General features: G+C 71.2%; 14 protein-coding genes and 3 pseudogenes. 11 read left to right on the top strand and 6 right to left on the bottom strand.

Annotation, left to right across the window (positions count from 1 at the left end; translation table 11 throughout):
* Positions 1 to 42: 42 nt before the first annotated feature.
* Complete coding sequence (locus AC5WRT_RS16690; protein WP_496097570.1) at positions 43 to 1,476, bottom strand: aminotransferase-like domain-containing protein; 1,434 nt, start codon at positions 1,474 to 1,476, stop codon at positions 43 to 45.
* On the opposite strand from AC5WRT_RS16690, the gene AC5WRT_RS16685 reads away from it, so the two are divergent.
* Both AC5WRT_RS16685 and AC5WRT_RS16680 read left to right on the top strand, forming a co-directional pair.
* Complete coding sequence (locus AC5WRT_RS16685; protein WP_496097571.1) at positions 1,475 to 2,386, top strand: DMT family transporter; 912 nt, start codon at positions 1,475 to 1,477, stop codon at positions 2,384 to 2,386. The genes AC5WRT_RS16690 and AC5WRT_RS16685 overlap by 2 nt on opposite strands.
* A 19-nt stretch (positions 2,387 to 2,405) precedes the next feature.
* Entirely contained in the window at positions 2,406 to 2,627 is a 222-nt protein-coding gene (locus tag AC5WRT_RS16680) for a DUF1918 domain-containing protein (protein WP_496097572.1), read from the top strand.
* Here AC5WRT_RS16680 and AC5WRT_RS16675 read toward each other — a convergent pair.
* Positions 2,597 to 3,817 carry a glycoside hydrolase family 10-like protein gene (locus tag AC5WRT_RS16675; RefSeq protein ID WP_496097573.1) on the bottom strand — a complete coding sequence of 407 codons (1,221 nt, stop codon included), beginning with the start codon at positions 3,815 to 3,817 and terminating at the stop codon, positions 2,597 to 2,599. The genes AC5WRT_RS16680 and AC5WRT_RS16675 overlap by 31 nt on opposite strands.
* A 171-nt stretch (positions 3,818 to 3,988) precedes the next feature.
* On the opposite strand from AC5WRT_RS16675, the gene AC5WRT_RS16670 reads away from it, so the two are divergent.
* A complete protein-coding gene (locus AC5WRT_RS16670; RefSeq protein WP_496097574.1) occupies positions 3,989 to 4,861 on the top strand; it encodes a 3-hydroxybutyryl-CoA dehydrogenase in 873 nt (290 codons plus the stop codon).
* Positions 4,862 to 5,448: 587 nt separating this feature from the next.
* Here AC5WRT_RS16670 and AC5WRT_RS16665 read toward each other — a convergent pair.
* From AC5WRT_RS16665 to AC5WRT_RS16655, 3 genes are all read right to left on the bottom strand, one after another.
* Positions 5,449 to 6,600 carry a caspase family protein gene (locus tag AC5WRT_RS16665; protein ID WP_496097274.1) on the bottom strand — a complete coding sequence of 384 codons (1,152 nt, stop codon included), beginning with the start codon at positions 6,598 to 6,600 and terminating at the stop codon, positions 5,449 to 5,451.
* Between the two features lie 2 nt (positions 6,601 to 6,602).
* Positions 6,603 to 7,028: an effector-associated constant component EACC1 gene (locus tag AC5WRT_RS16660; RefSeq protein WP_496097275.1), complete on the bottom strand. Its 426-nt coding sequence runs from the start codon at positions 7,026 to 7,028 to the stop codon at positions 6,603 to 6,605.
* A gap of 411 nt (positions 7,029 to 7,439) precedes the next feature.
* Entirely contained in the window at positions 7,440 to 7,775 is a 336-nt protein-coding gene (locus tag AC5WRT_RS16655; RefSeq protein WP_496097276.1) for a hypothetical protein, read from the bottom strand.
* Positions 7,776 to 8,272: 497 nt separating this feature from the next.
* On the opposite strand from AC5WRT_RS16655, the gene AC5WRT_RS16650 reads away from it, so the two are divergent.
* From AC5WRT_RS16650 to AC5WRT_RS16615, 8 genes and pseudogenes are all read left to right on the top strand, one after another.
* Positions 8,273 to 9,265 carry a hypothetical protein gene (locus AC5WRT_RS16650; protein ID WP_496097277.1) on the top strand — a complete coding sequence of 331 codons (993 nt, stop codon included), beginning with the start codon at positions 8,273 to 8,275 and terminating at the stop codon, positions 9,263 to 9,265.
* A gap of 588 nt (positions 9,266 to 9,853) precedes the next feature.
* Positions 9,854 to 11,641, top strand: coding sequence for a type IV secretory system conjugative DNA transfer family protein (locus AC5WRT_RS16645; protein ID WP_496097278.1), 1,788 nt, complete (start codon positions 9,854 to 9,856; stop codon positions 11,639 to 11,641).
* Positions 11,638 to 11,928 carry a hypothetical protein gene (locus AC5WRT_RS16640; protein ID WP_496097279.1) on the top strand — a complete coding sequence of 97 codons (291 nt, stop codon included), beginning with the start codon at positions 11,638 to 11,640 and terminating at the stop codon, positions 11,926 to 11,928. The genes AC5WRT_RS16645 and AC5WRT_RS16640 overlap by 4 nt, the downstream gene beginning before the upstream one ends.
* Positions 11,925 to 13,097, top strand: a complete 1,173-nt coding sequence (locus AC5WRT_RS16635) for a DnaB-like helicase N-terminal domain-containing protein (protein WP_496097280.1) — start codon at positions 11,925 to 11,927, stop codon at positions 13,095 to 13,097. Before AC5WRT_RS16640 ends, AC5WRT_RS16635 begins: the two co-directional genes overlap by 4 nt.
* 55 nt (positions 13,098 to 13,152) lie before the next feature.
* Positions 13,153 to 13,743, top strand: coding sequence for a hypothetical protein (locus tag AC5WRT_RS16630; protein ID WP_496097281.1), 591 nt, complete (start codon positions 13,153 to 13,155; stop codon positions 13,741 to 13,743).
* A 1-nt stretch (position 13,744) separates the two neighbouring features.
* Positions 13,745 to 13,927, top strand: a pseudogene (locus tag AC5WRT_RS16625) (hypothetical protein); the annotation flags it as partial.
* A gap of 115 nt (positions 13,928 to 14,042) precedes the next feature.
* A pseudogene (locus AC5WRT_RS16620) lies at positions 14,043 to 14,321 on the top strand (DNA cytosine methyltransferase); the annotation flags it as partial.
* Positions 14,266 to 14,703, top strand: a complete 438-nt coding sequence (locus tag AC5WRT_RS16615) for a hypothetical protein (RefSeq protein ID WP_496097290.1) — start codon at positions 14,266 to 14,268, stop codon at positions 14,701 to 14,703. The pseudogene AC5WRT_RS16620 and the gene AC5WRT_RS16615, both read left to right, overlap by 56 nt.
* On the opposite strand, the pseudogene AC5WRT_RS16610 reads toward AC5WRT_RS16615, so the two are convergent.
* Positions 14,658 to 14,828 (bottom strand): annotated as a pseudogene (locus AC5WRT_RS16610) (transposase family protein); the annotation flags it as partial. The gene AC5WRT_RS16615 and the pseudogene AC5WRT_RS16610 overlap by 46 nt on opposite strands.
* Positions 14,829 to 15,041: the final 213 nt, after the last annotated feature.

The raw sequence follows: 15,041 nt of genomic DNA, 5'->3' as shown, positions 1-15,041 counted from the left end.
GCCACCCGCCAGTCGCGTCCCCAACCTCTCAGGGCAATACACCTAGAGCACCTCGTCACAGGCCGCCCGCAGCCGCCGTATCCCCTCCGTGATCTCCCCGGTCCCGGCGACGGCCGCGAAGCTCAACCGCAGGTGCGCGGCGGGCGGTTCGGCGCTGAAGTAGGGGCGGCCGGGGGTGAGGGCCACGCCGGCGCGCAGGGCGGCCGCGGAGAGAGCGGTCTCGTCGGTGCCGTCGGGCAGGCGCAGCCAGAGGTGATAGCCGCCGGACGGGATGTGCGGCAGGGCGAGTTCGGGCAGGCGCCCGGCGAGCGCGGCCGTCGCGGCGTCACGGCGGGCCCGCAGTTCCTGGGCCAGCGCCCGCAGGTGGCGGGGCCACGCCGGGGAGCCGACCAGCTCCAGCGCCGCCTCCTGCAGTGGTCGGGGCACGAAGAAGCTGTCCACGACCTGGATGGCGCGCAGCCGCTCCAGCACCGGGCCGCGCGCGGCCAGGGCGCTCACCCGGAAGCTGGGTGAGGTCGCCTTGGTCAGCGAGCCGACGTGCACCACCACGCCGTCGGGGTCGTCGGCCGCGAGCGGGCGGGCCAGCGGGCCGGCGTCGGCGTGCACCAGGCGCCGTACGAAGTCGTCCTCGACGACGAAGGCCTTGGCCTCGCGGGCGATGCGCAGCACTTCGGCACGCCGGTCCGGGGCCAGCACGGCGCCGGTCGGGTTCTGGAACAGGGGCTGGCAGACGAACACCCGGGCGCCGCTGGCCCGGAAGGCGTCGGCGAGCAGGTCGGGGCGTACCCCGTCGGGGTCGACGGGCACCGGGACGGGCCGGAGGCCCGCCGCGCGGGCGATGGCCAGCATGCCCGGGTAGGTGGGGGATTCCACGAGGACCGGGGCGCCGGGCGGGGCGAGGGCGCGCAGGGCGGTGGCCAGCGCGGACTGGCCGCCGGCCGCGATCAGCACCTCGGCGGCCGCGACGCCTCCGCCGATGTCGCGCGCGAACCACTCCCGCAGCTCCGGCAGTCCTTCCAGCGGTGGCCTCCCCCAGGCGCCGGGCCGCCGCCCGGCCCGGGCGAGGGCCGCGGCCATGGCGCGCTCGGGCTGGAGGGAGGGATGCAGATAGCCGCCGTTGAACTCCAGCACGCCGGGCGGCGGCGCGGCCAGCGAGACGGTGACCCCGGACGCGTCCACCGTCCGCGGTACGAGTTCGGTGGCGCCGGCGGCGCTCAGCGCGACCTCCTGCCAGGAGGTGTCCCCGGCCGGCGTCTCGGCCGTGCGCGGCCGGGCCCGGAAGGCACCGGCTCCGGGCCGGGTGACCACGAGTCCCTCGGCGGCGAGCTGGGCGAGCGCGCGCGAGACGGTCACCGGGCTGACCCGGAACCGCTCGACCAGCGTCCGGCTCGACGGGAGCTTTCCGCCCGGGGAGTAGCGGTCCAGATCCCTTCGAAGTTGTTCTGCCAGTTCGCCCACACTGCTACGCTGGTCCATGAGAACACAGAGTAGCGCTACTGCTTCCAGCCCGATAGCGGTCACCGCTCCTCGCGAGCGGCGCGGCCTCGGCACCGGCCTCGCCGCCCTGGGCGTCGCCTCCTTCTCCCTGACCTTTCCGGCCACCGCGTGGGGACTCGAGGGTTTCGGCCCCTGGTCGCTGGTGGCCGTGCGCAGTGTGCTCGCCGCGCTCGTCGCGGGCGGCTGTCTTCTGGTTCTGCGGGTTCCGCAGCCCGAGCGGCGGCATCTGCCGGGTCTCGCCGTGGTCGCCGGCGGTGTCGTGTTCGGGTTCCCGATGCTGACCACGCTCGCCCTGCGGACCTCCACCACCGCGCATGCCGCCGTCGTGGTGGGGCTGCTGCCGCTGACCACCGCGGTGTTCTCCGCGCTGCGCACCGGCAGCAGCCCGTCGCGCCGGTTCTGGCTGGCGGCGCTGGCGGGGGCCGCGGCCGTGGTCGCGTTCACCGTCGCGCAGAGCGGCGGCGCCCTCTCACTCGCCGACGGCTGTCTGTTCGCGGCCCTGCTGGTGTGCGCGGCCGGCTACACCGAGGGCGGCCGGCTGGCCCGGGTGATGCCGGGCTGGCAGGTGATCGGCTGGGCGCTGGTGCTGTGCCTGCCGCTGAGCGTGCCGGCCGCCGCGGTGGCGCTGACGTACGAGCCCGTCCACCTCACCGGGCACGGCATCACCGGCCTGCTGTGGGTGGCGCTGGGCTCGCAGTTCCTCGGACTGGTCGTGTGGTACCGGGGCATGGCGGCCATCGGCGTCCCGCGGGCCAGCCAGTTGCAGTTGGCTCAGCCGCTGCTCACACTGGTGTGGTCGGCGCTGCTGCTGGGTGAGCACTTCACGGCGGCCGCTCCCGTGACCGCCGTCGCCGTGCTCGTGTGCATCGCCGTGACCCAGCGGTCGTGATCATGAGGAGGACCTGCAGATGCGTGCATCCAAGGGCGACCGTCTTGTCCAGCACGGCAGGGTGGTCGGCCAACACGACCAGGTCTCGGAAGTGGTCGAAGTCCTGGGTTCCGAGGGCAACCCGCCCTACCGCGTCCGCTTCCAGGACGGACACGAGGCCATCATGTCCCCCGGACCCGACTGCCAGGTCAAGCACCATGAAGAGAGGGATCAGCGCGGCGGTTTCGCCGATCGCCCGTAGTGGTCGGTGATCACGCGTGACATCGCGCCGATCCGGTCGGCCGCCACGTCCCGGGCGGCGAAGAACACGTGCCCGCGCACCTGCGGGTGTCCGGCGGCGACGGTGAGGTGCCGGGACAGCTCGACGGGATCCTGCCAGGCCGTGGGCTGTCCGGCCGCTCCGGCCCGGTACAGCGCCTCGCCGATGTAGAGATGCGTCCCGCTGCCCCGGGCGACGTCCGCCCACCAGTCGACGAGCGTGGCGTAGTCGGTGTCGGCCGCGCCGATGTGCCAGTACAGCTGCGGGACGATGTAGTCGATCCAGTTGCGGCGCACCCAGCCGCGGGTGTCGGCGTACAGGTCGTCGTACGCCTGCGCTCCCGCCCGCGTGTCCGAGCCGCGGGGATCGGTCGAGGCGTTGCGCCACACGCCGAACGGGCTGATCCCGAACCGGGTGCCTGGCCGGACCCGCTTGACGGCGGCGGCCGTCTCCCGGATCAGCGCGTCGATGTTGCCGCGCCGCCAGGCGGCCCGCCCCACGCCGCCGCCGTAGCGGTCGTAGGCATCGTCGTCGTCGAAGGTCTGCCCGGCGACCGGGTACGGGTAGAAGTAGTCGTCGAAGTGGACGGCGTCGACGGGGTACCGGGTGACCGCGTCCAGGATCGCCCGCCGGACGAAGGCGCGGACCTCGGGCAGGCCCGGGTTGTAGTAGAGCCCGCCGCCGTACGGCACCACCCAGTGCGGGTGTCTGCGGGCCGGATGCGAGGCGGCGAGCCGGCCCGGGTCGGTGTGGCCCGCGATCCGGTACGGATTGAACCAGGCGTGCAGCTCCAGGCCCCGGGCGTGGGCCTCCCGCACCGCGGTGCCCAGCGGGTCCCAGCCGGGGTTCCTGCCCTGCGTGCCGGTGAGGTACTCGGACCAGGGCTCGTACGGGGACGGCCACAGGGCGTCGGCGGTGGGCCGCACCTGGAAGATCACCGTGTTGAGCCGGTCGCGGGCCGCCGTGTCGAGGTGGGCGATCAGCTCCCTGCGCTGCGCGGCGGCCGGAAGGCCGGGCCGGGACGGCCAGTCCCGGTTGGACACGGTCGTGAGCCACACCCCCCGCATCTCGGTGGCGGCGCGGGGCCGGCGCTCCGCCGCGACCGCCGTACCCGGCGCCGCGACCAGCGTCGACAGCGCGAGTGTGAAGGCTCTCCGGGGCAGCTGCGGCATCGGCACGTCCCTCACGCCTCGGATCCCTTTCGTCACGGACCGTTCCGCACCCCAGGATGCACCCCACCCCGCCGATCGATCATCGATACTTGACGGTAACGTGCTCGATCGGAGCAGGCGCCGAACCCGGAGGTCCTGCCAGCGAGCCGGAGAACCAGCGAAGGGGTCGATGTGACAGGCTTCCCGTCGGGAGACATCACGCGTGTCGGGGTAGTGGGCTGCGGCCAGATGGGCGCGGGCATCGCCGAGGTGTGCGCCCGCGCGGGACTGGACGTGAAGGTCGCCGAGACCACCGGCGAGGCCCTGGAGATCGGCCGTACCCGGCTGTTCAACTCCCTGACCAAGGCCGCCGAGCGCGGCAAGATCACCGAGGAGGAGCTCGACGCCACCCAGGCGCGGCTCACCTTCACCACCGACCTCGGCGAGTTCGCTGACCGCGACCTGGTGATCGAGGCCGTGGTGGAGAGCGAGCCGGTCAAGACGGAGATCTTCCAGGTGCTGGACCAGGTGGTGACCCGCCCGGACGCGATCCTCGCCTCCAACACCTCCTCGATCCCGCTGGTGAAGCTGGCGGTGGCCACCTCCCGCCCCGACCACGTCGTCGGCATCCACTTCTTCAACCCGGCCCCGGTGCAGCAGCTGGTCGAGCTGGTCCCGGCGCTCACCACCTCCGAGGGCACCCTCAGCCGCGCCCAGGTCTTCGCCGAGAAGGTGCTCGGCAAGCACTCCATCCGCGCCCAGGACCGCTCCGGCTTCGTCGTCAACGCGCTGCTCGTGCCGTATCTGCTCTCCGCGATCCGGATGTTCGAGTCGGGCATCGCCAGCCGCGAGGACATCGACAACGGCATGGAGATGGGCTGCGCCCACCCGATGGGCCCGCTGAAGCTGTCCGACCTGATCGGCCTGGACACGGTCGTCTCCATCGCCAACAGCATGTACGCCGAGTACAAGGAGCCCCTGTACGCCGCCCCCCCGCTGCTCCAGCGCATGGTCGAGGCGGGGCGGCTGGGCCGGAAGACCGGCTCGGGGTTCTATACGTACTAGCGAGTGCGGGGACGCCGCCAAGTGGCGCTGTTCTAGGGCGAGTTCAGCCGGACCAGCACCCGTGGCGGCGCTGCCGTGGGGAGCTCTCGCGGCGCCCGCGAGGTCCTCATCCGAGCCTCCTCGCCCAGCTCATGTGGACTGCACGGGGACACGGCCTGGTGAGCGGCAACGACCGACGCCAAATCGGCCCTGACCTGGGGCTTTGTGTCTTTCGAAGCTGTCAGGGCCTTTCCCGCTTACTCAGCGGAAAATCCCTGGAAAGTCCCCGGGCCAGAGCTGAAAGTCCCTGAAAAGTCCCTGGTTCGGAGCGGCCTGTCGAGCGCTTGCGAGCCCCCGCACGGGTGTCGCGGGCGACTGGATTCGAACCGGGGACCTGTGCATTACGAGACCGTGAGAGTTCTTGATGGCTCGTTCCGCCTCGTGATCAATGATGCCATTTTACCTGATCAGAGATGTGCGGACGGTTCCGTCATGGCACCCCGTGTTACCTCGTCCAAAGGCGTCCGGCCGCACATGGCCCGACTCGGGGATGTCCACCGGCCCCAAGGAGGCCTTATCCGCTCCCCACAACGTTTCCCGTCCAAGGCTCAGACTGCTGAACCGTCCGAGTACTCGGAGGCGGGAGCCAGGGGGTCTCGGCAGCGAGGATGTTCAGGCGCTCCGAAGCGCCGCCTCACACTCGCGGCACCGCCGGTCGCACAACGCCGGCGGCTCGCACTGACTGCGGCGGTGGACAGTCTGAGCGCCTCGTCGGTGTCCCCCTCACGCCCGGTCCAGTAGGCGAGGTTGATCCGCCCGACGAGGGTGGCCGGATCGTCCGGCCCCAGCGTCCGGGTGAGATCGGGCACCACTTCATTCAGCAGACGCATGGCCTCGCCGGTCTGGCCTTCCTCACCAAGGCGGCGGCCGAGGTCCCAGCGGGCCAGCAGCCCTTCCCGGGTGCCGGGAGGTCCGCCCACGTCGGCGTCGCTGACCGGTCCGCGTCTGGCACGCGGGCGGGGCCGAGTCAGGATCAGGAACTCCGCGGTGTCCGTTCCGCATTGCTGGGGCTCCGGCAGACCCTTGGCCGGCAGCACCCGCTTGAGGTGCCGGAACAATGCGCCCAGCGTGACCTCGGCCGAGGACGTAGTGGGGATGCCGTCTCGCAGGGTGAGCAACAGTTCGCCCGTGAACGCGGTGTGCCGTTCGCCGTCCTGGAACCGGGCGGGCTCATTGGCGGCTGCCGACGTCAGCGTATAGGTACCCGTGATCTCCATCTGGTCGATGAGCGGCTCGTACGTTCCGGACAGTCCACCTGTGATGGCACGCCCGGAGAAACAGCAGTCGAGGATGAGCACTCGGTTGCGCGCCGGGGTGGCCAGAAATGCCTCGCGGATTCCCTGGAACGGGAAGGCCGTGAACGACGGTGCCTCGCTGACGGACTTGGACAGCCCGAGATACAACTCGCGCCGCTCGTGGCCGATCAGGCCGTGCCCCGCGTAGTAGACGAGAAAGACGTCCTCGGCCTGGCGGGCGGCCTCCAGCAGCGGCTGTCCGAGATCCCTCGGCGTGGCAGGATCGATAACAGTGCGAGTGGATTCCGTGGAGAAGGCTCCTGGCCGGCCATCGGTAAGCAGTCGTTGAAGGTCACGGACGTTGTTGCGTACGGCCGAGACACCGGGCAGCAGGGCATCCTCGGTGTACTCCGCTGTGCCGACCAGAACAGCGCGTGAACGAGCCGGGTCGGGTGGGCGCATCATGCTCAGCCCTCCGCTTCGGACGCCTCACCGAGAGCGGGGGCGGCTCCACCGGAGACAGCCTCCCTGCCCGTATCCGTGTCCGGATGCAGCGCCGTGCGCAGCAGGTTCTCGACCGCGTCGAGACTCTTCGCGTGCTGGACCGTCAGTTCCGTACGTGTTCCGTCGGGGGCGACCACTTTGACCCGTACTGTGCTGCGGCGCGGCTGGCGCACGTAGACCGCGACCGCCTTGGCCAGTGCCGTCAGTGCACCACCGGTGCCGACCGCCACGATGAGGGTGTCGCTCCAGGCGCCCAGTTCGCCCGCATCGGGTGCGGACGCCGGAACGTGCACCCGTCCACGCAACAGTGACTCGTCGCTGAGCCAATCTCTGAGGTCCGCAAGGGAGTCGGGCCCCTCGGAGCCGTCCACCGCCAGCAGGGATCGCATGGCAAACCGCCTCTCCACCGCGTGCCTTTTCTCATCGGGCCCGCAGTTGGGCGGCCCCCCGTGTGCTCTTCCTCACATCAGTGTGCCACTTCGGGAATCGTGAGAGAGTCGAAAGAACGCGCTACGCCACCCGGAACTCCTCCACCTCCTTGTATCTGACCCGCTCCGCCTTCGGCTGCGCTGCGTGCTGGACTTCACCCACCCTGGACTGTTCGCCCTGCCTCCGCGGGCCATGGGGCGTACGAGTGAGGAGATCCATCGAGCAGCTGTGGAGTCACCCCGAGTACTGGGTGGCCGTTTCAAAGAGCGTCATCATCGTAGGGAGTCTGTCGGCTCGCTCATGAGGGACAACGTTCCACGGGCACATGCTCTGAAAGTACCGGGGATTGCCGGCTGGCGCCTGGTGGCTGCTCACCGGCGGCTGACTTCTGCGGCGTACTCGGCGTCGAAGCCCTGGCTTTCGCGGGTCCAGTTGTCTCCGGTGCTCTGGTGGAATCCGAGCAGTCGGCTGATGACGACGGGGGGCAGCTCCGAGGCGATGTCCATCCGCGATGCGTGGCGCGCGAGTTGAGGTGGGACGCCAATCGCCTTCAGGCGCCGGCCGAGGGTGTGCGGGTCGATCGGCTGTGCAGGGCAGATGCTGTGGAACAGCCACTTGGGTTCCTCGATCGGGACAGTGGCCGTGCGACCGTCGCGGCGCTCGGCGAGCTGGCGGATCAGGTCGTCCAGGGGCGCGGGAATCTCCACGGGGACTCGCCCGAGCTTGAGAGCGAGCGTGTCGCCACGGTCGGCGATGTGCTCGGTGGTGAGGCGGCTGATGCGGCCGACGGGCTGGGCGAACAGGCACCTGGCACTGCGCGAGCCGCAACACCACCGGCCAGGAACTCCATGACGACGACTGGTTCGAGCTGACGCACGAGATCCTCGACGTCATCGGCATCGAGCCGGACGACGACCCGGCGGCCTGCCTGTGGGCGGCCCTGCGTCACACGAGCGACGGACTCGACATCGTCGCCACCGTCATCCGCCAGGACAGCCGCTGGGCCCGGTTGCACAACGACGCGTACTTCGCGCACTTCGCCTGCGCGGACTTCGCCTACTACCAGGGCCTCGACGAGCCGCGGTGACCTCAGGCGTCTATCACCCATCTCCGGCCGGGCCAAATCGCGGATTCCGCGGATCCTCTCGCCCTGACGGCCCGGCCACCCGGGCCCCCGTTCGCCACCCCCTTCGAGGTAGACGTCGTGATCGCCCACCTGCAGCGCGCCAGCCACACCGCCAGCCTGCTTGAGTATCTGTACGGGCCGGGCGAGCGCGGCAACCACACCAACCCCCGCCTGATCGCGGGGGACGGCCACGGTGCCCCGATCGAGATGCTTGCCCAGCCCGACGCGCTGGCGTACCTGGCCCACGCCCTGGACGCACCCGTCGAGCGCCTCGCGGCCCGGGCGCCCGAGCGGCCGGTGTGGGTCTGCTCGGTCCGCTCCGATCCCCGGCACCCCGACCTGACGGACTCGCAGTGGGCCGAGGTGGCCCGCCGGGTGGTGGCGGCCACCGGCATCGCCCCGGAGAGCGATCCGGACGCCTGCCGGTGGATCGCCGTGCGCAACCAGGCCCGCCTGGTGCACGTCGTGGCCACCCTCGCCCGCGAGGACGGCGGCGTCCACCACGCCTACCGCGACGCCTTCCACCTCCAGACCGAGTGCCACCGCATCGCGACCGAACTCGGCCACCTGCCCCCGGCCCCACGCCCAACACCCCGCGCCCAGGAGACCCACGTGCCTGCCCCCTACGTCACCATCAGCACAGAGCCCAGCGGCAGCGTCTCGGCGAAGGGCGCCAGCGACGACCTGTCCGCCACGCTCCTCAAGCACGCCGGTTTCCAGCAGATCGAGGACTGGTACGGCCGACGCCACCGCCTGGCGACCACCACCCCGCAGGCTCAGCGCGTCGCCATCGCCTCCCACGCAGCCGAGATGCTCCGCGCCGCCCGGTACAGCGTCGACCTGGACCCCGACCTCGACACGAGCCGGTTGACCACCCCGGCCAACCCTCTCGGGCTCTACACCGCCGGAGCCGAAGTCCTGCGGCTGACCGACCAGATCAGGGCCGCCGAGAACGGTGCCGGCCTTGCGCAGGCGGTCGATCACCTCCTTCATCCCGAGCACGGCGTCCTGGAACGCCTCCGGGAAGCCCTGGAGACGGCAGGCGAACAGATCACCGACCTCGACGAATAGGCGTATGCGCTCGCCGACCGGTTCGGCTTCGCTGCGGAGTTCGTCAGCGCAGCGCAGTCCGAACTCATCGGAGCAGGACGCGAATTGCACCGTGTCGGCTACTCGCGGCAGGACAACGCCGAGGCGCAGACGCAGTTCCCCGCTCCGCCCGACGCCCGAAACGCGGCTCTCGCCACGTCGCCCGCATCGGACATGGCCAAGGCGTCTCCGGTACTCGGAACTCCGTCGCAGGAAGTCGGTACAGCCGTACCTCCGCCGCAGGTACCTGCCCTACAGGCCAGGGAACTGCTCAGCGACGTTCTCGGCGACGACGCGGTCGCGGATACCCAACCGTCCGCCGTCCAGAACCCGGAAGCGGACCGGCAGCAAGCCGCCCGCGCCTTCTCCCCGCACGCCGCCATCCAGCGGGCCGCGCCCTCCGCTGGCGCGACGTCCGAACCACCTGCCAGCGCCCCACCGCCCCGGTCGCCGCGCACCCGATGACCTCGACCACCGCCCCCTTCCCGGAGCAGGAGCTGCCCCGATGACCAGCAGAAGAGCGCCGCGCGCCCCGCCCCGCCTTGTCCGCTCTCCCTCCCTGGATCCGCCATGCCCGCCCCGCGTACCAGCCCGCCCTCGACCACCACCGGCTCCGACGCGCTTCTCTACCTCCTGTTCGGCGTCCTCGGCGCCGCCATCGCCTTCGGCTCCCTCGCCTGGCTGACCGGCAACCTCACCAACGCTCTCGTCGGCACCGGCCCCTGGGCGCCGTTCAAGGCCACCGACGCGCTGCTGCACCCCGACGCGCTGTGGCCACACCTGAGCTCCACTGCCCTGCTGGTCGGCGCGCGACTCGTCCCAGGCCTGCTCTCCACCTGCTTCACCGTCACCGGCCTGGTCCTGTGGCTGCGGCTGCGCGGCGGCGCGAAGAACGGCCTCGCCCGCAAGCAAGATCTCGCCCCACTGATGGACAAGGAGATCACCGCAAAGGCCAAGAGCCTGCGGCCGAGCCTGTCCGATCTCAAACAGAAAGAGGTCACTCCCGCCGACCGCGGGATCCTCCTCGGCACGCACTCCCCGGGCCGAGCCGAGGTCCGCGCCTCCTGGGAGGACGTGATCGTCGCGATCATGGCCCCCCGCTCCGGCAAGACGTCCGGGCTGGCGATCCCCGCGATCCTCGCCGCTCCCGGCCCGGTGCTGCTGACCTCGAACAAGGCGGCGAACGACGCCTTCACCGCGACAGTGGACGCCCGCGCCAAGGTCGGCACGATCTGGACGCTCGACCCGCAGCAGATCGCCCACCACCCGCGCGAGATGTGGTGGGACATCCTGGCCGACGCCCGCGACCTGGCCGGGGCGAAACGTCTGGCCGGGCACTTCGTGGCCGCCAGCGTGGACGAATCCAGCGGCTCCGACTTCTGGTCCACCGCCGCGAGCAACACGCTGGGCGCGCTGTTCCTGGCCGCCGCCAGCCACCGGCGCCCGATCACCGATGTTCTGGCCTGGCTCGCCTCCCCCGCTGACCGCACGCCGGTGGACCTGCTCACCGATGCCGGCCACGACGCGGTCGCCGCCCAGCTCCAGGGCACCGTCAGCGGAGCCACGGAAACCCGTGACGGCATCTACGAGACCGCGCGGCAGTACGCGAGCTGCCTGCTCGACCCGGACGTCGCCGCCTGGGTCACCCCCAACAAGCACCTTCCCGAGTTCAAGCCCTCCGTGTTCGCCACCTCCCGCGACACGTTGTACCTGCTCAGCAAGGACGGCGGCGGCTCGGCGTCCGCGATCATCGCCGCAGCGGCCGACGCGGTGATGCGCGCGGCCGTCGTCGTCGCCGAGCGCTCCGGCGGGCGGCTCGACCCGCCTGCCCTGTGCGTCCTCGACGAGGCCGCCAACGTGTGCAAGATCTCCGATCTCCCGGACCTGTACAGCCACCTGGGCTCACGGGGCGTGATCCCGATGACGATCCTGCAGTCCTACCGACAGGGCCAGCGGTGCTGGGGCGAGGCCGGCATGGACGCCCTCTGGTCCGCCGCCACCATCAAGATCATCGGAAGTGGCATCGACGACGCCGACTTCGCCGACCGTCTCAGCAGGCAGGTCGGTGACCACGACGTGCAGACCACATCCGTGTCGACCAGCGACGGCGGCAAGTCCACCTCAGTGAGCATGCGCACCGAGCGGATCCTGCCCCCCGACGCAATCCGCGCGCTCCCCAAAGGGAAGGCGCTGCTGCTCGCCACCGGCATCCGGGTGGCGATGCTCGACCTACGGCCCTGGTACAAGGAGCCCGCCGCCAAGGCGGTCGGTCCAGCCTCGGCCCGCGCGACGAAGGCCATCACGGAGCGGGCCATCGCCAAGTCACTGGGCCGCAACGATTTCGGGCTGTCGGCATGAGCACCCCGACACTCAAGATGCTCTCGCTCGGCGCCGGGGTCGTGTCCTCTCGCACTCCATCCTGCCCTCTGGCGCGGTCCGAACGCCTCGCCCTGTCACCGGTCGTCCGGCGCGGCGGCCAGTGGTGGCTGGTCACCGGTTCCGGCTCGATCCTCGCCACCGATCCGACGTTCACCGGCGAGCTGGACCGCTTCGCCGCCGCGATGGCCGCCGCCGACCAGGCCGTCGCCGATCTCCGCTCGCAGCAGGACGTTCTGCCGGCTCCCCGCCGCGGGCGGCAGCGATGAACCCGCTGCTGAGTGCCGAGCAGGCGGTGCTCGGTTCGGTGCTGCTCGACCCCGGTCAGCTCGCGCACCTGGATTGGCTCGCGCCGGATCATTTCTACCGGCCGGTCCACCAGGCGCTGTTCGCCGCCTTGCGCAAGCTCCGGACCGAGGGCCACCCCGCTGTGGCGGCCAAGGAAGCGGTGCCGCTGTCCTGGGTGACCGACGCGGTCGACGAGGCCAGCAACAACGTCCGGGGGCTGACCGCGGCATACGCCCACATCCTGATTTCGGCCTGTCCGCGCCCCGAGCACGCCCCGGTGTACGGCCGGATGGTGCTGGAGGGAGCGATCCACCGCACCGTGACGGAGCACGCGATCCGTCTCCACCAGGCAGCCCGCGCTGACGCCCTCCAAGGCGAGGTGGAGGGAGCGCTGCACTATGCGGATGTCCTGGCCGGGGTGCTCGGGGACCTCGCGCGTCGCTGGGGGTCCGAACCGCGCCCGGTCGCCCCGGCCCCGCCGCTCTCCACTGCTCCCGTCGCGCCGCCGCCGGTACGGGCGGATCAGGTCCCCGAGGACGAGCAGTTCCTGCTGGCGGTCCTGGTCGAGCGGCCGAAGGCGATGGACGAGGTCGTCGGCTGGCTGCGACCGGGCGACTTCACCGGCCCCGCGCACGGCCAGATCTACCGCTGCCTGGGCGCACTGCACCACCGCGGCGAGCCCATCGACCGGATCACAGTGCTGTGGGAAGCCCAGCGGCGCGGTCTGCTCGCCGACGGCACGCTGACCAGCGAACGGCTCACCGCCATCTGCGACGGCGTCGGCCCCGGCAGCGCCGAGTGGCTCGGCGAACAGGTCATGCGCTCCTCCGTTACCCGCACGGCCGCTGCCTCCGCCCGTGCCATCCGCGCGCTGGCCGAGAACGAGTCCTTGGCCCCGGGTCGACTCATCAGCCATGCCCTGCACGCGCTCGGCCCGCTCAATGACGTGCGTACTCGCTGGCAAGCAGCGAATGGCCATCCCTCGCCTACGCCCCCAGCCCCCGCGCCGCCGACCGAGGAAGCGCCGACGGCGCGAGTCCATGCCGCCCTCGCCCGCAGCACTCCGCGACCGGCCGCACGGCCATCGGAACGGCCAGGCGCTGCGGTCAAGCCGTCAGCAGCACGATCCTCCTCGCGCACCCACGGCTGACTCGCCCTCACCACAGCCCCAGACCAACCGTCCCACCTCACCTCTGGAATGCCACGTGGACAAGACCGCCATCTCCGACGCCTTGGCCCTGCGCGCCATGGCCTCTACCTTCGACGCCCAGCGCGAGCGCGGCAAGCTGCCGGTGCCGCGAAGCCCCCACCGCTCACCTGATGTCGTCGCCGTCGCACGCCAGGTCTCCGAACTCGGAAAGCCGCTCACCGATCTGGGCGGCGAGGTCCTCTTCCGTGCCGCCGACCAGCGCCAGGCGTCCCACACCGCTCGAGTGATCATCAACTTCGCCGCCGCCATCGAGCCCGCGGGCGAAGCGGCTTCCGCCCTGGGAGTGGTGGCCCACCAACTCGCCTTCCTGAACCAGACCGAGAGTCTGCGCGACCAGCCCGACGCCAGCGCTGCCCGGGAGGCAGCCGCACTGGTGATAAAGGAAGCACTCGCCACTGACGACGCAGCCCTGCACGACGGGTCCAACTCCCTACACTCCGCATCGGCAATGATCTATTCCCCGTCCGATCGGCTCCAGACTGCCCCCAGCCGGTCCGCGACCACCGCGCCCGCTCTGGGGTCGCCGCCTCCCGGCGTCACCACGGCGGTGGCATCCTCCTCCGACCGATTCGCACGTGGCCGGTGACATGGAGACCACCACCGCGCGAATGCCGTTGATCGGCTCGCTCTGCTCGGGTTACGGCGGTCTGGACCTCGGGGTCCAGGGCGCGCTCGGCGGCACCGTGGCCTGGCACGCCGAGATCAACCCCGACGCCGCGCACATCCTGGCCCGGCACTGGCCCGGCGTGCCCAATCTGGGGGACATCACCGCCGTCAACTGGGCCGATGTGCCTCGGGTGTGTGTCCTGACGGCCGGTTTCCCTTGTCAAAGACGTCTCCGTCGCCGGCCGTCGGGCCGGACTCAACCCCCACACCCGCTCGGGGCTGTGGCTGCACGTCGCCCGTGCGGTCGAAGCCCTCCGCCCCTGCTTGGTGGTGATCGAGAATGTCCGAGGTCTCCTCACCTCGCCCGCCGGTTCCCCTGGCGACGTGGAATTCTGCCCGTGGTGTCTGGGAGACGACCCAACCCAGCCTTCTGTGCGGGCACTTGGTGCCGTACTCGGCTCCCTGGCCGATCTCCGGTACGACGCGAGGTGGCTCGTGCTTCGTGCCTCCGACGTCGGAGCCCCCCATCGTCGCGAGCGCACCTTTCTCACCGCCTGGCCCGCCGAGCACCCTGCTCAAGACCCCGACGAGCAACATCGGCAAGAACGGCGGCTCCCAGCACCCGTCGAAGAGGAAGAGCGGCGGCCACGGCCCGAACCTGGCCGACGAGGTGGAGTGGCTGCTGCCCACGCCGAAGGCATCGGACGGGATCAAGGGCTCGCCGAACCAGCGGCACGGCAACGGGGACATGACGCTGCCGAGTGCGGCAGCGTCGCTGCTGCCCACCCCGAGGGCGAGCGACCCCGGCACCCCGGGCCGCCGTCCGGGCAAGCCGTCGATGTGCTGCAGCACTCGGCGCACCGTTGCCTCGCTGGGTGCCCGGCAGGGCCGGTCCGGATCACGCAGCACGGCCCCGCAGCAGAACAGCAGCCGGTCATAGGCATCGGTAGCCCACTCGGCGATCGCGGCGAGGGACTTCGCTCCTGCCAGGACCGCGCAGGCGGCGACCGCCAGGACATACGGCAGCGGGTGACGGCAGCCCCGGCGGCGGCGCGGGTCGGGCACGCGGGACAGCCGGGCCAGAAGGTCAGGCAGTCCATCGGGGCAGGCCGGATCACAGCCCGCGAGTTGGCCCAGCCCGACGGGGATGGGTGATGATGGCGCAGCAGGGACGGTCTTCCGTTGTGGTGATCAGTGAACTCGACACTCCATGATCACCGGAAACCGTGCCTGCAGGCGTACCCGCCACCCGTAACGAGCCGCCCACCACCGCCGACT

The organism is Streptomyces sp. NTD91 (assembly GCF_059510455.1).
Note: the sequence above shows the minus strand (reverse complement) of the source record. Positions and strands in the feature narration are given on the sequence as shown.